The sequence below is a fragment of the Pseudomonas sp. S2_F03 genome (genome assembly GCF_054668335.1).
In genome coordinates, this window is sequence record NZ_CP162759.1 from 3,218,440 (window position 1) to 3,239,290 (window position 20,851).

Genomic DNA, 20,851 nt, shown 5'->3' on the forward strand with positions numbered 1-20,851 from the left:
GCTGCTACAGGATCGAGATCGCCCAGTGCCACAGAGAGATCAGCGTTTTCGGGGTTCAGCGGCCATCAACATGTCCTTGGGCGGCACCTTCAGATACGGATTCGCGCAGCCGATCTTCAGCCAGCGCGGTGGCGCCCAGCGTGAGTTATTGCCCACGTGGTCGAGGATGCAATACGTCACTTCCAGCCGCAGGTCTTCACCCGCTTCGAGAATGATCGCCGGTGGCACCCACACCTGAATCGGCTGGCCTACTTCGTCCGCCTTGAGCCGGGGCAGGTCCATGCGCACATCGCCCCAGCGCAGGGTGATTTCGTCGTCGATGGCCATGTTCAGGTAAGGCTCGATGGTCAACGGGACGCCGCGTTTGATCTGATTCGGATTGACTCCTTGGCGGCGGATGGTCTCGGGGATGCCGACGGGTGCAAGGTTTTGGTTTTCGTCGCCGCCCTGGGCGGAGTGCGGGCCGCCAGGGCCATCCAGTTTGATCTGGACGCGGGTGGCCGGTGACAACGCCGGGTCTTGCCCGACCTGCATGACCTTGTAGTGGATGCGTGCGCAGCCGTTGGCGATGAAACTTTGCGGCACTCGCAGGCTGATCACGTTGCCGCTGTCGTCGGCAGTCAGCACCCTGGAGGCGACGTAGCAGTTGTTCCAGAACAGTTCGATAAGGTCGCCTGCGTCCATGCGGGAGTAGGGTGCGATGTCGATCATGAGGTGAGCCGCCGAGATCATGTTGACGCCGGCCTTGTGCGATTGCGCCAGGGTCGGGGCCGCAAGTTCGGGTGTGTTCGAAGTGCTTGTCATGGGGTTTCTCCTTGAAGCCTTGCAGCGAAGTTCCGTTTCTGAAAGATCAAAAGGCGTGCATTACCCAGCAACATAACGGCTCATTATTGGGCCGTTAAATAATGATTGAGTGCGAAAGTTGGCGCCTGTTGGTGACTAGATAAGAGTGCGCTTGAATAGGTGTCAATAGAGCTGGCTAGTTAAGTGCTGGATAACTTGTTATTCAGAATAATCCTACGTGGTGAAGTTAATAAGCGTCAGCGCTTCGTCGAATATGACCACGGTTTGAAGGCGCGTGAGGGCGGGCAACGGTCAAAAGTCGCAGCGTCGATATAAACGAATTCCAGGCGGGAAAGATCTGTTGCAGGACATATATATGTACCGCACAAAGTGTTGGATGAATTATCTAAAGTGTGAGCTGGAAAAGTAGCTTAGAAGGGGGTGTCGCTGGGGTAGTTGTTACTTCCATCCATGGAAGTTAACAAGTAGTTAAGCGCGACTCAGGAGTGGGCGTTGTTCAGAAACTTGCTGAGGAACTGTTTTGTCCGTTCTTCTTTCGGGTTGGCAAACAACGCTTTTGATTCGCCTTGCTCGACGATCACGCCCTTGTCGAAAAACACCACGCGATTGGCCACGTCCCGGGCAAAGCCCATTTCGTGAGTGACGATGACCATGGTGCGCTTCTCCTCGGCCAGGCCGCGGATGGTCGCCAACACTTCACCGACCAGTTCCGGATCGAGCGCCGAGGTCGGCTCATCGAACAGGATCACTTCCGGTTCCATCGCCAGCGCACGGGCAATCGCCACACGCTGTTGCTGACCCCCGGAAAGGCGTCGCGGGTAAGCATCTTCCTTGCCCGCCAGCCCCACCTTGGCCAAGAGCTTTTTGCCCAGGGCAATGGCTTCGGCCTGCGGGATCTTCTTGACGATGATCGGGCCTTCGATGACGTTTTCCAGCGCAGTGCGATGCGGGAACAGGTTGAAGTTCTGGAACACGAAACCCACGTGTTGACGCAAGCGTCGCACCAGGCCTTGCTGCTGGTTCAGTGGCCGGCTGCCATCGATCTCGATGTCACCGACCTTGATCCGGCCGCTGCTCGGCTCTTCCAGAAAATTCAGGCAACGCAGGAACGTGGTTTTACCCGAGCCACTGGGCCCGATGATCGCCACGACCTCGCCTTCCTTCACTTCCAGATCGATGCCATTGAGCACCACTTGACCCTTGAACTGCTTTGTCAGTTTTTCCACGACAATCATTGGGTCAGGACTCCTGGTCGTGCCGATTGACCCGTGCTTCCAACTGGTTTTGGAGGTGCGACAGCACCGTGGCCAGAACCCAGTAGATCAGCGCGGCGGCAAGATACATGGTGAAAATTTCAAAGGTGCGGGCGGTAATCAGCTGCGCCTGACGGAACAGTTCCGGCACCTGGATGGTAGCGGCCAGCGCCGTGTCCTTGACCAGCGAAATGAAGCTGTTGCCCAACGGCGGCAAGGCCGTGCGCATCGCCTGCGGCAGGATGGCCCGGCGCAGGGTTTGCGCACGGGTCATGCCGATACTCGCGGCGGCTTCCCATTGGCCGCGCTCGATGGAGCTGATCGCGGCACGCAGGATTTCGCAGGCATAGGCGGCCATGTTCAGCGAGAAGCCGATCAGGGCCGCTGGCAGCGGATCAAGTTCGATGCCCAATTGCGGCAAGCCGTAATAGATCACGAACAGTTGCACCAGCAACGGCGTGCCGCGAAAGAACGACACGTAGATGCGGGCAATCCAGCTCACCAGCTTGAAACGCGACAGGCGCATCAGTGCCAGGCCGAAACCCATCAGCAGGCCGAAAAACATTCCGCCCAGGCTGAGGATCACTGTGTAGTACGCGCCCTTGAGTAGAAAGGGCACGGAATCCAGTGCGAGTTGGAAAGCTTCTTCCATTATTGAGTGACGTCAGCGTTGAAGTATTTTTCCGAGAGCTTTTTCAGGGTGCCGTCGGCGCGCAGTTTGTCGATGGCCTTGTTCACAGCGGCCAGCAACTCAGGTTCGCCTTTGCGCAGGGCGATGCCGGCTTCCTGGCGAGAGAACGCGTCGCCGGCGGCGGAGGTGTCCTTGGCTTTCTTGGCGTATTCCAGAGCGGCCAGACGGTCGATCAGAATGACGTCGATGCGCCCGACACGCAGGTCCTGGAACTTGGTTGGGTCATCTTCGTAGGTGCGGATGTCAGCCTTTGGCACATTGGTTTTCACCCACTCTTCGTAGTTGGTGCCCAGGCCTACGCCGACTTTCTTGCCGGCCAGGTCGGCGGCGGACTTGATGTTCAGATCGGCGGCCTTCTTCGTCAGCACCAGCGCCTGAATCCCGGAAACGGTGTACGGCTCGGAGAAGTCGTACTTCTTCTTGCGCTCTTCAGAGATGGTCACCTGGTTGATGACGGCGTCCAGACGCTTGGATTCCAGCGCCGCGAGGATGCCGTCCCATTTGGTGGGTTGCAGCTTGACCTTCACGCCCAGCTCTTTGGCCAGGGCTTCGGAGAATTCGACTTCGAAGCCGGACAGTTTGCCGTCGGCGTCGACGAAGCTGAACGGTGGGTAAGTGCCTTCCAGGCCGACGTTGATAACGCCAGCGTCTTTGATTTTTTGCAGTTGCTCACCGGCAACTGCTTGCCCCAGCAGACCAGCGCTCAGCGCCAGACCCAGTGAACCTACCAGCAGGTTACGACGTAGTGCGGAAAAATTCATGACAAGCCCCTGTGTTTTCTTATGGAAGACGCATTAGGAAAGTTGGCAAATTCGGGAATTGAACGACTGCAATATCCTGCCCTAAAGCAGCATATGCGTCTTGCTACAAATTCGCCTGCGGCGTGACTATATGATGACGCCTATAGAATTGAAAATAATCAATGCTGTATTTTATATTCTTAAATTGCATATAAGATTGGATCGTTCCCACGCTCCGCGTGGGAACGCCTCAAGGGACGCTCCGCGTCCAGTGACGCAGAGCGTCACGGGCTGCAACTCCACGCAGGGCGAGGGAGCGATCAGTCAGCGTCTCGGTTAGAGAAAATCCTTGTAGGCAAACAACGCCGGAGCCCCACCGGTGTGCAAAAAGATAATCGGTCCTTCATCGAATCGCTGGCGACCGATGCCGTCCAGCAACCCGGCCATGGCCTTACCGGTATACACCGGGTCGAGCAGCAAACCTTCCTGACTGGCCAGTAGCTTCACCGCTGCCAGTGTCCCGGCATTCGGCTCGCCATAGCGCGGTGCGAAATACTCGTCCCACAACTCGACCTTGAAGCTCGCCGGCAACTTCACGCCCAACAACTCGGCGGTACGCTCGGCCAGGCCCTGCACCTTCGGGCGCTGGTCTTCATCGCTACGGGAAACCGTGACACCAATCACTGGCAAATCCGGCAGTGCTTCACTCAGCGCCAACGCCAAACCGCTGTGGGTGCCGGCGCTGCCGGAGGCCAGGACCACGGCAGCAAATTGTAGCCCGGTGTCCTTGATCTGCTCGGCCAGTTCCAGGCCGGCGCGCACGTAACCCAATGCGCCCAGCGCATTCGAGCCGCCTATCGGCACCAGATAAGGATTTTTGCCGTTATTGCGCAGTCGTGTGGCCAATGCCTCCAATTGCTCATCGGCGTTGTCGAGGTTTTCGACCAACTCGACCTTGGCATCGAACAGGTCCAGCAACAGACGATTGCCGTTACCGATGTAGTTGGCGTCGTCGGTGCCCAGCGGGTTTTCCAGCAGCGCAACGCAACCCAGGCCCAGTTTGGCGGCAATGGCGGCGGTCTGGCGCACATGGTTGGATTGCAGCGCCCCCGCGGTGATGAGCGTGTCGGCGCCTTGTGCCAGGGCATCGGCGGCGAGGTATTCGAGCTTGCGCAGCTTGTTGCCGCCCATGGCCAGTGGCGTCAGGTCATCGCGTTTGACGTACACATCGCGGCCCAGCCAGGTCGACAAGCGTTCAAGTTTTTCCAGGGCAGTGGGGTGGCCGAGTAAATCGAGACGGTTAAAGCGAGCGAGCTGTTGTTTGATCATGGGTCCGTACTGGCGCAGAAAGATTGTCAGGACTATAGGCACGCCCATTTGCCTGGGCAACCGCCAATCGCTTATAGCCAAAGATTCTGAGCTCTGCACAATTGGTTCTTAATTCGACCTCAAGACCTTGCCGTAAAGTAATCGCCGTTAATGCGGCCAGACTGTCCGGCCGCCTGTGAGGAGTTTTTTACCGTGAGCGAGCGTTCCAGTCATTGGCAACTGCAGACCATCGTCAGCCAACTGCGCGCGGCGCGTGATCAGTGGCGCGCACAAAATGGCCGCGCCAGCACAGAGCAGGGCGGTCGCGAATTGCCTTCGCGGGCGGCCATGGCGGACATTCTTGAGGCGCTGTGCGGGGCGTTGTTCCCGATGCGGTTGGGGCCGGTGGATTTGCGCGAAGAGAGTGAAGACTTCTACGTTGGCCACACCCTAGATGTGGCGTTGAACGCGCTGCTGGCTCAGGCTCGACTCGAATTGCGCTATGCCGCCCGCCATAGTCAGCAGGCCGACTCTGACATCGAAGCCAAGACCATTCAGATCATTCAGGACTTCGCGCTCGCCTTGCCGGGGCTGCGCAGTTTGCTGGATACCGATGTGCTGGCGGCCTATCACGGCGACCCGGCGGCGCGCAGTGTCGATGAAGTGTTGCTGTGCTATCCGGGCATTCTGGCGGTGATTCACCATCGCCTGGCCCACCATTTGTATCGCGCCGGTTTGCCGTTGCTGGCGCGGATCAGCTCGGAAATCGCCCACTCGGCCACCGGTATCGACATTCACCCTGGGGCGCAGATCGGTCGCAGCTTCTTTATCGATCACGGGACCGGCGTGGTGATCGGCGAAACCGCGATTATTGGTGAGCGCGTGCGGATTTATCAGGCAGTCACCCTGGGCGCCAAGCGCTTCCCGTCCGATGAGGACGGTCAATTGCAGAAGGGCCATCCGCGGCACCCGATTGTTGAAGATGACGTGGTCATCTATGCCGGGGCGACAATTCTGGGGCGGATCACGATTGGCAAGGGCTCGACCATCGGTGGCAACGTCTGGCTGACCCGCAGCGTGCCGGCGGGCTGCAACCTGACACAGGCCAATCTTCAACACGATGACGGGACGCAGAAATAAACCTACAACGGATCGTTCCCACGCTCTGCGTGGGAATGCCTCAAGGGACGCTCCGCGTTCCAGTTCGTATAAGTGACGCGGAGCGTCACGGGATGCATTCCCACGCAGAGCGTGGGAACGATCATCCTCAAACCCCTCCTCTTACCCCTCCTTGAGCTAGCGTACGAACAGTACCGCCGAGCCTTGCGATTAGTCCTTAGCAGCCTATCCATGTTTAACTTGAACGTTCATTCAAGTTAAACCGGTAGCTCGCTGCCCGCTCACAACAGGAGGCTTGCCTTTGCTGAGTCCGATTTCTACAGCCATGTTCAATCCCTTCGCGGTGCACGTTTCATGAGTGCATCGTCCCTCCCTCCCAGCGGTTTGATCCGCATGAATCCGCCGGTTTTTTACTTCTCGGCGAGCTTCATTCTGTTGTTCGGCATCGTCGTCATCGCCATGCCCGAACAGGCCGGTGCCTGGTTGCTGGCGGCGCAAAACTGGGCGGCCAACACGGTCGGCTGGTATTACATGCTCGCGATGACCCTGTATCTGGTCTTCGTGGTGGTCACAGCCTTGTCCGGCTACGGCAAGATAAAGCTCGGTGCCGACCACGACGAACCCGAATTCAGTTACCTGTCCTGGGCCGGCATGCTGTTCGCCGCCGGGATCAGCATCACGCTGTTTTTCTTTTGCGTGTCCGAACCGCTGACCCACATGCTCCAGCCGCCACAAGGCGAGGCCGGTACGGCGGACGCGGCGCGTCAGGCGATGCAAATTCTGTTTCTGCACTGGGGCCTGCACGGCTGGGGTGTGTTTGCTTTCGTCGGCATGGCGCTGGCCTACTTCGCCTATCGGCATAACCTGCCGCTGGCCTTGCGTTCGGCGTTGTATCCGCTGATCGGCAAGCGCATCAACGGTCCCATCGGTTACGCGGTAGACGGCTTCGGCATCATCGCCACGGTGTTCGGTCTTGGCGCCGACATGGGCTTCGGCGTACTGCACCTCAACTCAGGGCTGGACTACCTGTTTGGCATTGCCCACACCCAGTGGATTCAGGTCGGCCTGATCACGCTGATGATGGGCGCCGCGATCATCGTTGCGGTCTCCGGCGTCGATAAAGGCGTGCGGGTGATGTCCGACATCAACATGCTGCTGGCCTGCGCGCTGTTGCTGTTCGTGTTGTTCGCCGGCCCCACGCAGCACTTGCTCAACACGCTGATCCAGAACCTGGGCGACTACCTCGGCGCCTTGCCGATGAAGAGTTTCGACCTGTACGCCTACGACAAACCGAGCGACTGGCTCGGCGGCTGGACGGTGTTCTATTGGGCCTGGTGGATCGCATGGTCGCCGTTCGTGGGCCTGTTCATCGCGCGGATATCCCGTGGCCGCACCATCCGTGAATTTGTCTTCGGCGTGCTGCTGATTCCGCTTGGTTTCACCCTGGCGTGGATGTCGATCTTCGGCAACAGCGCCATCGATCAAGTGCTCAACCATGGCATGAGCGCGCTCGGCATGTCGGCCATCGACAACCCGTCAATGACGCTTTATTTGCTACTGGAAACCTACCCGTGGAGCAAAACCGTGATTGCCGTCACGGTGTTCATCAGCTTCGTATTCTTCGTCACCTCGGCTGACTCCGGCACGGTGGTGTTGTCGACGTTGTCCGCCAAGGGCGGCAACCCGGATGAAGACGGGCCGAAATGGCTGCGGGTGTTCTGGGGCGCGATGACGGCATTGGTGACCAGCGCGCTGTTGTTCTCCGGCAGCATCGATGCGTTGAAGTCAGCAGTGGTGCTGACCTCGCTGCCGTTTTCGTTGATCTTGCTATTGATGATGTGGGGGCTGCACAAGGCGTTCTACCTGGAATCCCAGAAGCAGATCGCGCAACTGCATTCGCTGGCACCGGTTTCCGGGTCAAGGCGTGGCAAGGGTGGCTGGCGACAGCGTTTGAGCCAGGCGGTGCACTTCCCGTCGCGCGATGAGGTGTATCGTTTTCTGGATACGACGGTGCGGCCGGCGATCGAGGAAGTGTCGGCGGTGTTTGTCGAAAAGGGTTTGAACGTGATTACGCAACCGGACCCGGTCAACGACAGCGTCAGCCTGGAAATCGGTCACGGTGAACAGCATCCGTTTATCTATCAGGTGCAGATGCGCGGTTATTTCACGCCATCCTTTGCCCGAGGCGGCATGGGGTCCAAGCAAATCAACAACCGGCGTTATTACCGGGCCGAAGTGCATTTGAGCGAGGGCAGCCAGGACTACGATCTGGTGGGTTACACCAAGGACCAGATCATCAACGACATCCTCGATCAGTACGAACGGCACCTGCAATTCCTGCACTTGGTGCGTTGATCCAGACGGACAGGCGCCGGGGCTTTATCAGGCCTCGGCGCTCATCACCATGAACAGCACCAACGCCGCCACCGGCACACTGAACACCACCGTGCCGATCACCAGCTCTGAACTCAAGGGCTGGCCGGCCGTGACCACACCAACGGCACCGTTGATCACCGTCAGCGCCAGCCACAGGATCACAAAGCTGTAGATCAGTGTCTGGCGGCTGAAGCCGATTTTTTCGCCGATGAACAGCATCAGGGCGAGGAGGGCCAGGCCGAAGGTGATGATGATTGCTGTGTGCATGGTGAGCTCACCTGGTCGTTGTGTGTCGCCTGATAAACCGCTATCGCGAGCAGCAGTGTCAGTGTGAGCTTAGTTAAACCAACCCACCATTGGCCCGCAAAATCTGCCCGTTGACCCAGCCCGAATCCGGCCCCGCCAGAAACGACACCACCCGGGCAATGTCCTCCGGCTGACCCAAGCGCTCCAGCGGCGGCATCTTGGCGAAGCTCTGAATCTGTTCCTCACTCTTGCCCTGCAAAAACAACTCGGTGGCCACCGGTCCCGGTGCCACGGCATTGACGGTGATGTTGCGCCCGCGCATTTCCTTGGCAAACACTTGGGTCAGCGACTCCACCGCCGCTTTGCTGGCGATGTACACCGCGTAACCCGGCAAGTTAAGGCCGACGGTGCTGCTGGAAAAGTTGATGATCCGTCCGCCACCGTTCAGGCGCGTCGCTGCTTCGCGCAAGGTGTTGAACGTGCCGCGCGCGTGGATGTTGAAGGTCTGCTCGAACAGTTCATCCGTGTGCTGCGCCAAGGGCATGACCTTGAGGATGCCAGCGTTGTTGATCAGCACATCGACCTTGCCCAATTGCGCTTCAGTCTCGTCGAACATCCGGCGCACGTCGTCGGCGCTGGCTACATCAGCCTTGATCGCTATGGCTTGATGACCGGCCTGACGCAATTCCACAACCAGCCTTGAGGCTTCAGTGGCGCTGCTGGCGTAATTGATGGCGACGGCAAAACCGTCGCTGGCCAGTTGTTTGGCGATCACTGCGCCGATGCCGCGCGAGGCGCCGGTGACGATGGCAACTTTTTGGTGAGTCATGGCGTTGAATCCTGATGAGGTGGGTTGCTGGGTGTGAGGCCAATTTCACATGTTTACTCAGGCCGATAAATGCACGAGAGTTGCCTTGACTGTTCAATAATCGCCAACAATCGGAGGCTCACGTGGATCAAGTCAAAGCGATGAAGGTGTTCGTGCGGATCTACGAGCGCAGCAGCTTCACCCTGGCGGCCGAAGACTTGAACCTGCCCCGCGCAACGTTGACTCACACCCTGAACCAGTTCGAAGCCTGGCTCGGCACACGGTTGCTGGAGCGCAGTACGCGCAAGGTGCGTGCGACCCTGGACGGCGAGGCGTACTACTTGCGCTGCGTGCAACTGTTGGCGGAGCTGGAAGAGGCCGAGCTGGCGTTTCGCGGTTGCGCGCCGAAAGGCCGATTACGGGTCGACCTGCACGGCACGCTGGCTAAAAATTTTGTGATCCCCGCCTTGCCGCAATTCATGGAGCGCTACCCGGACATCGACCTGTCCATCAGCGAATCCGACCGCTTTGTCGACTTGATCGCCGAAGGCGTCGACTGCGTGCTGCGCGCGGGTACGCTGACGGATTCGGCGCTGGTCGGTAAACGCATCGCCAACCTGCGCCAGATCACCTGCGCCAGCCCCGCGTACTTACGCAAATACGGCGAACCGAAAACCCTCGAAGACCTCAAGCATCACCGTGCGGTGAACTACGTTTCGCGCACCACGGGCAAGCTGTTTCCGTTCGAATTCAGAGTGGACGGCGAGATCAAGGAAGTCGCCATTGACGGCGCGCTTTCAGTGTTCGGCGCGGAAATCTACGCCGCCTCGGCGATTGCCGGACTGGGGTTGATCCAGTGTCCGCACTACCGAATGGAAACGCAGATTGCCCAAGGACTGGTGCAGGAAGTCCTCACCGATATACCGCCACCGCCGATGCCGGTCTCGGTGTTGTATCCGCACAACCGACACATGTCGCCACGGGTTCGGGTGTTTGTGGATTGGTTGGGGGAGGTGTTTGCGGGGGCGGGGTAGCCGGTGGTCTACGGCCACTCTGACCGGCTTGCATTCCGCTAATATTTATCAGAGTGTGTATCGTGTGTATAAGTCTTGCGGTCATCGCGTAATGTGCTCGGCAGATGCTGCCCACAAGGACGAAGGTGATGCGAAGTCGGGAAATGATCAGGATGATCGAGGAGGATGGTTGGTATCTGGTGGCCGTAAAAGGCAGCCACCATCAGTACAAGCATTTGTATAAGTCAGGCAGGGTAACGATCAAGCACCCTGATTCGGATCTTCCAAAAGGGACGATCAACAGCATATTGAAACAGGCGGGTCTGAAATGAGGCCCGACGTCGGAAACGCGAGCCTCGATGAGGCCACATCACAGGAAGGATTTACCGAAATGAAATTCCCGGTCGTTCTGCATAAGGATGCCGACTCAGAATACGGAGTGATTATCCCGGACGTACCGGGCTGCTTCTCCGCAGGCGGTACTGTGGCGCAGGCATTTGAAAACGTAAAAGAAGCGTTGTCTTTGCACTATGAAGGTCTGGTGGCCGATGGTGATCCGCTGCCGCAGGTGCGTGAAATCGATGCTCACCTCGATAACCCGGATTACGCGGGCGGTGTGTGGGGAGTGGTCGAGTTTGATATCACGCCTTATTTCGGCAAATCAGTGCGCTTCAATGCCACGTTGCCTGAACAGTTGCTTGAGCGTATCGACCAGACAGTCAGCCGCGACCGGCGATATAGCTCAAGATCGGGATTTTTGGCGGCTGCTGCGCTGAGAGAATTGTCGGCGTAAACGTTTATGAATCGAAATATGTGAAACGTTTCAGCATTTTCTCGAGTCCGAGGTTTATCGGCGCTTGTCCGGGCGTATGCTTGGCCGCTTGCGAAGCAGTCGATACCACATTCAAGACCGACAAGAGAGGATTCGATGACCTACACCGCTGCCGAAAACCGCTACGACTCCATCCCTTACCGCCGCGTGGGGCGCAGCGGTCTGGTATTGCCGGCGTTGTCGCTGGGCCTGTGGCACAACTTCGGCGACAGCACGCCGATCGACACCCAGCGTTCGTTGTTGCGCACGGCGTTCGATCTGGGCATCAATCACTTTGACCTGGCCAATAACTACGGCCCGCCGTACGGCAGCGCCGAGATCAACTTCGGCCGATTGCTGCGTGAAGACTTCAAGCAGTATCGCGATGAGCTGATCATCTCCAGCAAGGCTGGCTGGGACATGTGGCCCGGTCCTTACGGTCAGGGCGGCGGTTCGCGCAAATACGTGCTGGCCAGCCTGGATCAGAGCCTGCAACGGCTGGGCCTGGACTATGTGGACATTTTCTACTCGCACCGCTTTGACCCGGACACACCACTGGAAGAAACCGCCAGTGCACTGGCGACCGCTGTACAACAAGGCAAGGCGTTGTACATCGGCATCTCGTCCTATTCCGGGGTGAAAACCCGTGAGATGGCGGCGCTGTTGAAAGAGTGGAAAGTGCCGCTGCTGATTCATCAGCCGGCGTACAACCTGCTCAACCGTTGGGTGGAAAAGGACCTGCTTGAAGTCACCGACGAACTCGGCACCGGCGTGATTGCTTTCACCCCATTGGCGCAGGGCCTGTTGACCGACAAATACCTCAACGGCATTCCGAAGGATGCGCGGGTCAATCGTCCGGGGGGTGGTTCGTTGCAGTCGTCGCACCTGTCCGAAGCCAACATCGCCCATGTGCGTGGGCTCAATGAAATCGCCAGGCGTCGTGGGCAAAGTCTGGCGCAATTGGCGTTGGCCTGGACATTGCGCGACCCTCGGGTGACCTCGGCGTTGATCGGTGCTAGCCGGCCGGAGCAGATTATCGAGAACGTCGAGGCGTTGAAGAATTTGAGCTTCAGCGCGGAAGAACTGGCGGAGATTGATCGGTTCGCCCAAGAGGGAGGGATCAATCTTTGGGAAAAGCCTTCTACGGCTGAGTAACAAATTGGCGCCGGCTGATCCGGTGCCTGTTCGAACCCCATCGCGGGCAAGCCCGCTCCCACAGGTTTGACGGTGTTCACAGATTTTGTGTACGACATGGACACTGTGGGAGCGGGCTTGCCCGCGATGGGGCCATCAAAGTCAGTACAAAACTGCCTGATCACCGGAAAAACGGCACATCCCCCAACACCGTCGCCCGCTGCATCACCCGCCGCGCCGGGCGGTAGTCATCCACCGCGTAATGCTGGGTCACGCGGTTATCCCAGAACGCCACATCATCCTTCTGCCAGCGCCAGCGAATGGTAAATTCCGGCCGTGTGGCATGGGCGAACAAGAACTTCAGAACCGCTTCGCTCTCGGTGTCCGACAGTTCGTTGATCTTCGACGTGAATCCTTCATTGACGAACAGCGAGCGCCGCCCGCTCACCGGGTGTGTACGAATGACCGGGTGCGACAAGGGCGGATTCTTGCGTCGTGCCTCTTCCCACTGGGCCAGCGCTTCGGGCGTATTGCCATAACGCTCAAGCGGGAACGAACGGGTGAAATCGTGGGTGGCGGTCAGCCCTTCGAGCAAGGACTTCATCGGCGCGGACAATGCTTCATACGCCGCAATCCCACTGGCCCACAACGTGTCACCGCCAAACTCCGGCAGCAACTTGGCGCTGAGTACTGCGCCCATGGCCGGGGTCGGCAGGAAGGTCACATCGGTGTGCCAGATCGCGTTGTCGCGCACGTCGGTGACGGCAGTGTCGAGGATCAACACTTCCGGTTGTTCCGGTACGTTGGGGTAGATCGGGTGAATGTGCAGGTCGCCGAAATGGGCGGCGAATCGTGCCTGCTGCTGCGGCGTGATCGGCTGGTCGCGGAAGAACAGTACTTGATGCTTGAGCAGCGCTTGCTCGATGGCGTCGCGCTGTTCCAGGTTCAGTGGCTGGCTGATATCGACGCCGCTGATTTGCGCACCGAGGGCAGAACTGAGGGGGACGATGGTCAGGTAGCTCATGGTGGCTCTCTTCAATACGGGGCGCCGAATGTCGGCGTAGTCAGTGCGATCTCAATGCTCTAGTGAGCCTGGCCATGCCACGGCACCAGTTTGCGTTGCAGGGCGCGCAGGCCCATTTCCATGGCGAAGGCGATCAGGGCAATCACCAGAATCCCCAGCACCACCACATCGGTGACCAGGAACTGCGCGGCCGACTGCACCATGAAGCCCAAACCGCTGGTGGCGGCGATCAATTCGGCGGCGACCAGGGTCGACCAACCCACGCCCAGGCCAATGCGCACGCCGGTCAGAATATCCGGCAAGGCACTCGGCAGAATCACATGACGAATCAACTGCGCGCGGGTTGCACCCAGCGACTGCGCTGCACGCAACTTGGCTGGGTCGACAGTGCGCACACCGGTCGCGGTAGCGATGGCAATCGGGGCGAAAATCGCCAGGTAGATCAGCAAGACTTTCGACAACTCACCGATGCCGCACCAGATCACGATCAGCGGCAGATACGCCAACGGTGGAATCGGGCGGTAGAACTCGATCAGCGGATCGAGAATGCCGCGAGCGATGCGGTTGTGGCCGATGGCGATCCCCACTGGCACAGCGGTCAGCACGGCAAAGCCGAGGCCCAGGCCGATACGGCTCAGGCTCGCGCCCAAATGCTGCCATAACGTCGAATCCATGTAGCCGGAAGTCGCCAGCAGCCAGCCTTTTTGCAGTACCGCGGATGGTGGCGGCAGGAACAACGGTTCGATCATCCCCGTGGCCGTGACGGCCCACCAGAGGATCACGAGCGCCACCAGTGTCAGCACGCTGATCCAGCGGGTGCTCAAACTGCGACGAACCGGAATCACCGGCGAACTCGGTTTCACCGTCACGGCCGGAATTTCATAGCTGCTCATGCGCGCTCCTGCCGCTGGGCGGCGCTGCGTTGGGAGAATACTTTGGCGAGCACGTGTTCGCGGGTTTCGATAAAGCGCGGGTCGGATTTGATCGCCCGCGCCGACTCGCCGGCCGCATAACGTTGGCCGAAATCCAGGCTCAGGCGCTCGACGATTTGCCCAGGATTGGGGGCCAGCAGAATCAGGTCTGTCGCGAGGAAGACCGCTTCTTCAATGTCGTGGGTAATCAGGAACACCGGCTTGGCGGTACGTCGCCAGACTTGCAGCAACAGCTCCTGCATCTGTTCGCGGGTGAATGCGTCGAGAGCGCCGAAGGGCTCGTCCATGAGCAAGACGCGAGGGTCGGCGGCTAATGCGCGGGCAAGGCCGACACGCTGCTTCTGGCCGCCCGAGAGCTGCCAGATGCGACGGTTTTCGAAACCGGTAAGGTCGACCAGCGCGAGCATTTCCTTCGCGCGGGTTTCACGTTTGTCCCGAGGAACGCCCGCCAGCTCCAGACCGAAACCGACGTTGGCCAATACGTCCTGCCAAGGCAGTAACGCGTCGTCCTGAAACACCACGCCGCGTTCGGCACTCGGGCCCCTGACCGGCACGCCGTCGAGGGTAATGCGCCCGGCACTGGGCTCGACAAAACCGGCGATCAGGTTCAACAGCGAAGTCTTGCCACTGCCGGACGGGCCGAGGGCAACCAGCAACTGCTGGGGCCCCAGGCTCAGGGAAATATCCGCCAGTACCGGTTCCGGACTACCGGGGTACTGTGCGCTGATGCGCTCCAGCTGTAGCAAGGCCATTGCGGTCAGCTCCCGATCAGTTGGTGATGAACTTGGCGTTGACGTACGGTGCGTAGTCCGGCAGCACGGCTTCGACCTTGCCTTGTTCCTTGAGGAACGCGGCGGTGTCGGTGATGGCTTTGGTGGTCGGTGCGCCGAGGGTGATCACCTGGTCAGCCGCCAGCGGGTAGACGTTGCCTTGCAGCAGCAATGGAATGTCGCTGGCCTTGGCGCCGGAGAGCTTCACCAGTTTGTCGACGTTGCTTTGGTTGGCGAGCCAGGCTTTCGGGTCTTTGCGGTAGTCGGCGTAGGCGTCCAGGGTCACTTTGGCGAACGCAGTGACGATTTCCGGGTGCTTCTCGGCGAAGTCTTTGCGCACGATCCAGGCATCGAAGGTTGGTGCGCCGAACTTGGCCAGTTCGCCGGAGGTGATCAATACTTTGCCGTTTTCCTTGGCGACACCCAGGGCTGGATCCCAGACGTAGGTGGCGTCGATGTCACCGCGTTTCCACGCAGCAATGATCGCGGGTGGAGCCAGATTGAGGACGGTGACTTTCGACGGGTCGATGTTCCAGTGCTTCAACGCAGCCAACAGGCTGTAGTGGCCGGTGGAAACGAATGGCACGGCGATTTTCTTGCCGATCAGATCCTGCGGTGTCTTGATTCCGGAACCGTCACGCGCGACGAGCGCTTCGGCAGCGCCGATCTGGGTGGCGATGAGGAAGGTTTCCACCGGCACTTTGCGGGTGATCGCCGCCGTCAGGGGGCTGGAACCGAGGTAGCCGATCTGCACGTCGCCCGAGGCGATGGCGGCAATGATGTCGGCACCGTTGTCGAATTTTCGCCAGCTGATATCGGCCTTGGTGGCTTTTTCGTAGGCCCCGTCGGCTTGGGCGACTTTCGCCGGGTCAACGGTGGTCTGGTAGGCAACGGTAACGTCAGCGGCTTGGGCAAACAGACTCGCTGCAGCCAGAGTGGCGGCCGCCAGCAAGCGAAGTGGGAAGGTCAGTTTCATTGCGAAGCTCCTTATCCGGCGACCGAGTGTCGGCGTGATAAAGAGACTAAATGATCTAAGAATTCAAAAATAAATAACTTTTTCGAATTAGCTTATGAGGGGAAAACGTTAAGGGCGTCGCTGCAAATCAGCTTGATCGTTCCCACGCTTCCGCGTGGGAACGATCAAGCAGAAGTCAGCGTTTAGTTACTGATTGCCAAAATGCTCGCTTGATACGCGCCGACAAACACGTCGAAATCACCGACTTCGTTCTGTTCCAGCTCAACCTGCTGGGCCAGCGACGAACGCGCCAGTTCTTCAAACTTGGCCTGCTCATCCGCCGGCAATGGCTCGCTGCGGAAGAACTCGGCATGGGCCTGACTCTGACGCAAGGAGAACTGCGCGAAGCTTTCCTTATGCTCAGCCATCGACGCCAACACCTGGGCCGACGGTGTCAGGGACGGATCCTGGACCTTGGCCATTTGCGTATCCAGCGCCTTGCTGTGCGCATCGCCGCCATGGCTCTGATCGAGCAGTGCGGCCAGCGGAGCGATTTTTTCCAACAGCTCGCCCGCCCACTCTTTCAGGTCAACCGGCTGGCCATCCCGTTGCAGTTGCAGGCCCGGACGACGACCTTCCTTGACCACGCTGAGGAAGTTCGACGTCGCGTTGCCGCAACTGGTGTTGGTCAGCAGCGGGCTGTCGTTCAGCGCGCAATACAGCAGGAACGCATCGAGGAAACGCGACTCGGTGAGATCAATGCCCATTGGCAGGAACGGGTTGATGTCCAGGCAGCGCACTTCAACGTACTGAATGCCACGGGCCACCAGCGCCTGAATCGGCCGTTCGCCGGTGTAGGTCACGCGTTTCGGGCGGATGTTGGAGTAGTACTCGTTTTCGATCTGCAGGATGTTGGTGTTGAGCTGAACCCACTCACCGTCCTGATGCGTGCCGATCTCGACATACGGTGCATACGGTGTGGCGACCGCTTTGCGCAGACTATCGGTGTAGCTCGACAGATCGTTGTAGCACGGCGTCAAGCCGGCCTGGGCGTTGCTCTGGTAACCCAGGTCGCTCATGCGCAGGCTGGTGGCGTACGGCAGGTACAAGGTGTCCGGGTCCAGTTGTTCCAACTGGTGCGAGCGACCACGCAGGAAGCCGGCGTCCAGTGCGGGCGAGGCGCCAAACAGGTACATCAGCAGCCAGCTGTAGCGGCGGAAGTTGCGGATCAGGGCGATGTAGGCCGTTGACTGATAGTCGCGATCGTCGCCAACAAAATCTTCAACTTGCTTGAGCAGGGGCCAGAGCTTTTCCGGCAGGGAAAAGTTGTAGTGGATCCCGGCGATGCACTGCATGGTCTTGCCGTAACGCAGGGCCAGGCCCTTGCGATACACGTACTTGAGCTGCCCGATGTTGGACGTGCCGTAGTAGGCAATCGGGATGTCTTCCTCGGCCGGCAACGGGCACGGCATCGAAGGGCTCCACAGGTACTCGTTGCCGAGCTTGCTGTAGGCAAAACGGTGAATCTTGTCCAGGCTCGCCAACGTGTCCGCCGGGTCGGGCAGGGCCGGAGTGATGAACTCCAGCAGCGACTCGGAATAGTCGGTGGTGATCTGTTCGTTGGTCAGCGCGGAACCCAATTCTTCCGGGTGCGGCGTTTGCGCCAGGCGACCTTCGCCGGTCACGCGCAGGCATTCACGTTCGATGCCGTGAAGGCACTGTTCGAGCAGAGAGAGGTTAGCGCGCTCGCCAAGCAGGGCCAGGCGGCGGTTGAGAAGTTCGCTCAAGTTGGATTCCTTCACGCGTCAGTCGCCCCAATATGGGGGTGGGCAGGACGGTCTACAAGGGTGAAGTTAAAACTGGCGTTTTCGCCTGGTTTTTCGGGCTCTCAAAGCCCCTGTGGAGCCACCGGCTTCAATCCTTGAATCTGGCAGATGCACGCGAAGGAAACGCAATCCCTGTGGGAGCGGGCTTGCCCGCGAAGGCGGTGTGTCAGACGACTTGATGTTGACTGACACTCCCTTTTCGCGGGCAAGCCCGCTCCCACAGGAAACTCCGACGCTGCGGTCACAGCGCTGAAATTAACTCAAATTGATGACGACTAGCTACAGGACAGCGAACGTGCCTTGCGCTTTTGCGACCAGTTTGTCGCCCTGCATCACATCGGCTTCGACCACCAATGTGCGTCGGCCCGGGTGAATCACCCGTGCCGTGCACATCACTTCGCCGTCGGATACCGCGCGGATGTAGTTGATCTTGCACTCGATGGTCGCGCTCTGCTGGTCAAAGCCGTGGGCGCTGGAACAGGCCAGCCCCATGGCAATGTCCACCAGACTGAACAAGGCCCCGCCGTGCAGCTTGCCAGCGCGATTGCGCAACTCGGGCTCAAGCACCAGGGCGACATGCGCCACCCCGGTTTCCAGGCTGTGCAAGCGACAGCCCAGCAGCTTGAAAAAGGCACTTTCGGTGTACCCGGCGGGGATGTCCATCAGCGTTTCTTCAACTGCTTGGCGTTGGCGAACAGCGATGCCATGGCGTTGTTGCTCGGCGCGGCGGCTGTGGTTTCCTTACGCGGCGCGCTGTTCTGGGACTGGCGTGGCGCCGACCCCGGACGTGCACCGCGAGCACCGTCGATTTTCTCGCCCGGGGTGTCGCTCATGCGCATCGACAGGCCCACGCGTTTGCGCGGGATGTCGACTTCCATGACCTTCACCTTCACCACGTCACCGGCCTTCACCGCTTCGCGTGGGTCCTTGATGAACTTCTCCGAAAGCGCGGAGATGTGCACCAAGCCGTCCTGATGCACGCCGATGTCGACGAACGCACCGAAGTTGGTCACGTTGGTGACGACGCCTTCGAGGATCATCCCCAGTTGCAGGTCCTTGAGGTCTTCGACGCCTTCCTGGAACTCGGCGGTCTTGAACTCGGGACGCGGGTCGCGACCGGGTTTTTCCAGCTCTTGCAGGATGTCGGTGACCGTTGGCAGACCGAAGGTTTCGTCGGTGTACTTCTTCGGATCGAGACGCTTGAGGAAGCTGGCGTCGCCAATCAGCGAACGGATGTCACGGTCGGTTTCAGCGGCAATGCGCTGCACCAACGGATAGGCTTCCGGGTGAACGGCCGAGGAATCCAGCGGGTTGTCACCGTTCATCACGCGCAAGAAACCGGCGGCCTGTTCGAAGGTTTTCTCGCCCAGACGCGCGACTTTCTTCAATGCCACACGGGTTTTGAACGCGCCGTGTTCATCGCGATGGCTGACGATGTTCTGTGCCAGGGTCGCGTTGAGGCCGGAGATGCGGGCCAGCAGCGCCACGGAGGCGGTGTTGACGTCGACGCCCACGGCGTTCACACAGTCTTCGACAACCGCGTCCAGGCCACGCGCCAGTTTCAGTTGCGACACGTCGTGCTGGTACTGGCCGACACCGATGGATTTCGGATCGATCTTCACCAGCTCAGCCAGTGGATCCTGCAAGCGACGGGCAATCGACACCGCACCACGGATCGATACGTCCAGGTCCGGGAATTCTTTGGAAGCCAGTTCCGACGCCGAGTAAACCGATGCACCGGCCTCGGAGACCATGACTTTGGTCATCTTCATCGCTGGGTATTTCTTGATCAGCTCGGCGGCCAGCTTGTCGGTTTCACGGCTGGCGGTGCCGTTGCCGATGGCGATCAGATCGACCGAATGCTTGGCACACAGGGCGGCGAGAATCGCGAGGGTCTGATCCCACTTGTTGTGCGGCACGTGCGGGTAAACGGTGGCGTGGTCCAGCAGCTTACCGGTGGCATCGACCACGGCGACCTTGCAGCCGGTACGCAGGCCCGGGTCGAGGCCCAGTGTCGCGCGCGGGCCGGCCGGAGCCGACAGCAGCAAGTCGTGCAGGTTGTGCGCGAACACGTTGATCGCTTCGGTTTCCGCGCCGTCGCGCAGCTCGCCCAGCAGGTCAGTTTCCAGGTGAGTGTAAAGCTTGACCTTCCAGGTCCAGCGCACCACTTCGCCCAGCCATTTGTCGGCGGCGCGGTTCTGGTTCTGGATACCGAATTGCTGGCCGATCATGCCTTCACACGGGTGCATGGTGCCCGGCAGTTCGTCACCGACTTTCAGGGCCGAACTCAAAATGCCTTCGTTGCGGCCACGGAAAATTGCCAGCGCGCGGTGCGACGGCATGCTTTTCAGCGGTTCGTCGTGTTCGAAGTAGTCGCGGAACTTGGCGCCTTCCTCTTCCTTGCCAGCGATAACGCGGGCACTGAGGGTAGCCTCCTGCTTTAGGTAGCTGCGCAGTTTGTCCAGCAAACCGGCGTCTTCGGCGAAGCGCTCCATGAGGATGTACTTGGCGCCTTCGAGGGCGGCCTTCACATCGGCCACGCCTTTTTCGGCGTTGATGAAGCGTGCGGCTTCAGTGTCTGGCGTCAGGGATGGATCGTTGAACAGGCCGTCAGCCAGTTCGCCGAGGCCGGCTTCCAGGGCAATCTGGCCCTTGGTGCGGCGCTTTTGCTTGTACGGCAGGTACAAGTCTTCGAGGCGGGTCTTGGTGTCGGCGAGTTTGATATCGCGCTCAAGTGCCGGGGTCAGCTTGCCTTGCTCTTCGATGCTGGCGAGGATGCTGATGCGCCGTTCGTCGAGTTCTCGCAGGTAGCGCAGACGCTCTTCCAGATGACGCAACTGGATGTCATCGAGGCTGCCGGTCACTTCTTTCCGGTAACGGGCGATGAAGGGAACGGTAGAGCCTTCATCGAGTAGCGCGACGGCCGCTTCGACCTGTTGTGGGCGTACACCGAGTTCCTCGGCGATGCGGCTGTTGATGCTGTCCATAAAACCACCTGACAAATTGTGAAAGCAGGCTCGCAGGCGCAGAGATAGAGGCTC

20 protein-coding genes are annotated in these 20,851 nt (G+C 59.5%); 6 read left to right on the top strand and 14 right to left on the bottom strand.

Features of this window, described 5'->3' with window-relative positions:
* Nucleotides 1-39 precede the first annotated feature (39 nt).
* The 5 genes from AB4N76_RS15115 to AB4N76_RS15135 all read right to left on the bottom strand — a co-directional run bounded on the left by AB4N76_RS15115 (nt 40) and on the right by AB4N76_RS15135 (nt 4,817).
* Complete coding sequence (locus tag AB4N76_RS15115) at nt 40-804, bottom strand: hypothetical protein (protein WP_077432245.1); 765 nt, start codon at nt 802-804, stop codon at nt 40-42.
* Between the two features lie 479 nt (nt 805-1,283).
* Nucleotides 1,284-2,039 (bottom strand): L-cystine ABC transporter ATP-binding protein TcyN, encoded by a 756-nt coding sequence (tcyN, locus tag AB4N76_RS15120; RefSeq protein WP_077432246.1) that lies wholly within the window; start codon nt 2,037-2,039, stop codon nt 1,284-1,286.
* A gap of 4 nt (nt 2,040-2,043) precedes the next feature.
* Entirely contained in the window at nt 2,044-2,709 is a 666-nt protein-coding gene (gene tcyL, locus AB4N76_RS15125; protein ID WP_046031326.1) for a cystine ABC transporter permease, read from the bottom strand.
* A complete protein-coding gene (gene tcyJ / locus AB4N76_RS15130) occupies nt 2,709-3,509 on the bottom strand; it encodes a cystine ABC transporter substrate-binding protein (protein ID WP_046031325.1) in 801 nt (266 codons plus the stop codon). Before tcyJ ends, tcyL begins: the two co-directional genes overlap by 1 nt.
* A 315-nt stretch (nt 3,510-3,824) precedes the next feature.
* Entirely contained in the window at nt 3,825-4,817 is a 993-nt protein-coding gene (locus AB4N76_RS15135; RefSeq protein ID WP_046031324.1) for a D-cysteine desulfhydrase, read from the bottom strand.
* Between the two features lie 192 nt (nt 4,818-5,009).
* On the opposite strand from AB4N76_RS15135, the gene epsC reads away from it, so the two are divergent.
* Complete coding sequence (epsC, locus tag AB4N76_RS15140) at nt 5,010-5,936, top strand: serine O-acetyltransferase EpsC (RefSeq protein WP_046031323.1); 927 nt, start codon at nt 5,010-5,012, stop codon at nt 5,934-5,936.
* Between the two features lie 372 nt (nt 5,937-6,308).
* Nucleotides 6,309-8,270, top strand: a complete 1,962-nt coding sequence (betT, locus tag AB4N76_RS15145) for a choline transporter BetT (RefSeq protein ID WP_109785291.1) — start codon at nt 6,309-6,311, stop codon at nt 8,268-8,270.
* Nucleotides 8,271-8,297: 27 nt separating this feature from the next.
* Here the strand turns inward: betT and AB4N76_RS15150 are convergent, their stop codons facing one another.
* On the bottom strand, nt 8,298-8,558 hold the full coding sequence (locus AB4N76_RS15150) for a hypothetical protein (protein WP_046031321.1): 261 nt from the start codon (nt 8,556-8,558) through the stop codon (nt 8,298-8,300).
* 73 nt (nt 8,559-8,631) lie between these two features.
* Nucleotides 8,632-9,366, bottom strand: coding sequence for an SDR family oxidoreductase (locus AB4N76_RS15155; protein ID WP_223523131.1), 735 nt, complete (start codon nt 9,364-9,366; stop codon nt 8,632-8,634).
* Between the two features lie 122 nt (nt 9,367-9,488).
* Between AB4N76_RS15155 and AB4N76_RS15160 the strand changes: the two genes are divergently transcribed.
* The 4 genes from AB4N76_RS15160 to mgrA all read left to right on the top strand — a co-directional run bounded on the left by AB4N76_RS15160 (nt 9,489) and on the right by mgrA (nt 12,324).
* Entirely contained in the window at nt 9,489-10,379 is an 891-nt protein-coding gene (locus tag AB4N76_RS15160; RefSeq protein WP_046031319.1) for a LysR family transcriptional regulator, read from the top strand.
* A gap of 128 nt (nt 10,380-10,507) precedes the next feature.
* Nucleotides 10,508-10,690 (top strand): type II toxin-antitoxin system HicA family toxin, encoded by a 183-nt coding sequence (locus AB4N76_RS15165; RefSeq protein ID WP_046031318.1) that lies wholly within the window; start codon nt 10,508-10,510, stop codon nt 10,688-10,690.
* Entirely contained in the window at nt 10,687-11,151 is a 465-nt protein-coding gene (locus AB4N76_RS15170; protein WP_175649047.1) for a type II toxin-antitoxin system HicB family antitoxin, read from the top strand. The genes AB4N76_RS15165 and AB4N76_RS15170 overlap by 4 nt, the downstream gene beginning before the upstream one ends.
* Before the next feature lie 135 nt (nt 11,152-11,286).
* Nucleotides 11,287-12,324, top strand: a complete 1,038-nt coding sequence (gene mgrA / locus AB4N76_RS15175; RefSeq protein WP_046031316.1) for an L-glyceraldehyde 3-phosphate reductase — start codon at nt 11,287-11,289, stop codon at nt 12,322-12,324.
* Nucleotides 12,325-12,484: 160 nt separating this feature from the next.
* Here mgrA and tauD read toward each other — a convergent pair whose 3' ends face one another.
* The 7 genes from tauD to AB4N76_RS15210 form a co-directional block, all read right to left on the bottom strand.
* Nucleotides 12,485-13,327: a taurine dioxygenase gene (gene tauD, locus AB4N76_RS15180; protein WP_046031315.1), complete on the bottom strand. Its 843-nt coding sequence runs from the start codon at nt 13,325-13,327 to the stop codon at nt 12,485-12,487.
* Between the two features lie 59 nt (nt 13,328-13,386).
* Complete coding sequence (gene tauC, locus AB4N76_RS15185) at nt 13,387-14,220, bottom strand: taurine ABC transporter permease TauC (RefSeq protein ID WP_046031314.1); 834 nt, start codon at nt 14,218-14,220, stop codon at nt 13,387-13,389.
* The gene (tauB, locus tag AB4N76_RS15190) at nt 14,217-15,011 is read right to left on the bottom strand and encodes a taurine ABC transporter ATP-binding subunit (RefSeq protein WP_460163206.1); all 795 of its coding nucleotides are present in this window, start codon (nt 15,009-15,011) and stop codon (nt 14,217-14,219) included. Before tauB ends, tauC begins: the two co-directional genes overlap by 4 nt.
* Before the next feature lie 16 nt (nt 15,012-15,027).
* Nucleotides 15,028-16,005 (bottom strand): taurine ABC transporter substrate-binding protein, encoded by a 978-nt coding sequence (tauA, locus tag AB4N76_RS15195; protein WP_046031312.1) that lies wholly within the window; start codon nt 16,003-16,005, stop codon nt 15,028-15,030.
* Between the two features lie 182 nt (nt 16,006-16,187).
* The gene (gene gshA / locus AB4N76_RS15200) at nt 16,188-17,771 is read right to left on the bottom strand and encodes a glutamate--cysteine ligase (protein ID WP_077432248.1); all 1,584 of its coding nucleotides are present in this window, start codon (nt 17,769-17,771) and stop codon (nt 16,188-16,190) included.
* Nucleotides 17,772-18,089: 318 nt separating this feature from the next.
* Nucleotides 18,090-18,473, bottom strand: a complete 384-nt coding sequence (locus AB4N76_RS15205) for a PaaI family thioesterase (protein WP_046031310.1) — start codon at nt 18,471-18,473, stop codon at nt 18,090-18,092.
* A complete protein-coding gene (locus AB4N76_RS15210; protein ID WP_460163207.1) occupies nt 18,473-20,797 on the bottom strand; it encodes a Tex family protein in 2,325 nt (774 codons plus the stop codon). Before AB4N76_RS15210 ends, AB4N76_RS15205 begins: the two co-directional genes overlap by 1 nt.
* Between the last annotated feature and the right edge of the window lie 54 nt (nt 20,798-20,851).

What these genes read in the sequence shown, in the direction of transcription:
- AB4N76_RS15210 (WP_460163207.1), bottom strand. Translation starts at nt 20,797, where the DNA reads ATGGACAGCATCAACAGCCGCATCGCCGAGGAACTCGGTGTACGCCCA.
- tauD (WP_046031315.1), bottom strand. Translation starts at nt 13,327, where the DNA reads ATGAGCTACCTGACCATCGTCCCCCTCAGTTCTGCCCTCGGTGCGCAA.
- tauC (WP_046031314.1), bottom strand. Translation starts at nt 14,220, where the DNA reads ATGAGCAGCTATGAAATTCCGGCCGTGACGGTGAAACCGAGTTCGCCG.
- AB4N76_RS15165 (WP_046031318.1), top strand. Translation starts at nt 10,508, where the DNA reads ATGCGAAGTCGGGAAATGATCAGGATGATCGAGGAGGATGGTTGGTAT.
- tauA (WP_046031312.1), bottom strand. Translation starts at nt 16,005, where the DNA reads ATGAAACTGACCTTCCCACTTCGCTTGCTGGCGGCCGCCACTCTGGCT.
- AB4N76_RS15155 (WP_223523131.1), bottom strand. Translation starts at nt 9,366, where the DNA reads ATGACTCACCAAAAAGTTGCCATCGTCACCGGCGCCTCGCGCGGCATC.
- AB4N76_RS15135 (WP_046031324.1), bottom strand. Translation starts at nt 4,817, where the DNA reads ATGATCAAACAACAGCTCGCTCGCTTTAACCGTCTCGATTTACTCGGC.
- tcyJ (WP_046031325.1), bottom strand. Translation starts at nt 3,509, where the DNA reads ATGAATTTTTCCGCACTACGTCGTAACCTGCTGGTAGGTTCACTGGGT.
- tauB (WP_460163206.1), bottom strand. Translation starts at nt 15,011, where the DNA reads ATGGCCTTGCTACAGCTGGAGCGCATCAGCGCACAGTACCCCGGTAGT.
- AB4N76_RS15205 (WP_046031310.1), bottom strand. Translation starts at nt 18,473, where the DNA reads ATGGACATCCCCGCCGGGTACACCGAAAGTGCCTTTTTCAAGCTGCTG.
- betT (WP_109785291.1), top strand. Translation starts at nt 6,309, where the DNA reads ATGAATCCGCCGGTTTTTTACTTCTCGGCGAGCTTCATTCTGTTGTTC.
- AB4N76_RS15170 (WP_175649047.1), top strand. Translation starts at nt 10,687, where the DNA reads ATGAGGCCCGACGTCGGAAACGCGAGCCTCGATGAGGCCACATCACAG.
- tcyN (WP_077432246.1), bottom strand. Translation starts at nt 2,039, where the DNA reads ATGATTGTCGTGGAAAAACTGACAAAGCAGTTCAAGGGTCAAGTGGTG.
- tcyL (WP_046031326.1), bottom strand. Translation starts at nt 2,709, where the DNA reads ATGGAAGAAGCTTTCCAACTCGCACTGGATTCCGTGCCCTTTCTACTC.
- AB4N76_RS15150 (WP_046031321.1), bottom strand. Translation starts at nt 8,558, where the DNA reads ATGCACACAGCAATCATCATCACCTTCGGCCTGGCCCTCCTCGCCCTG.
- AB4N76_RS15115 (WP_077432245.1), bottom strand. Translation starts at nt 804, where the DNA reads ATGACAAGCACTTCGAACACACCCGAACTTGCGGCCCCGACCCTGGCG.
- mgrA (WP_046031316.1), top strand. Translation starts at nt 11,287, where the DNA reads ATGACCTACACCGCTGCCGAAAACCGCTACGACTCCATCCCTTACCGC.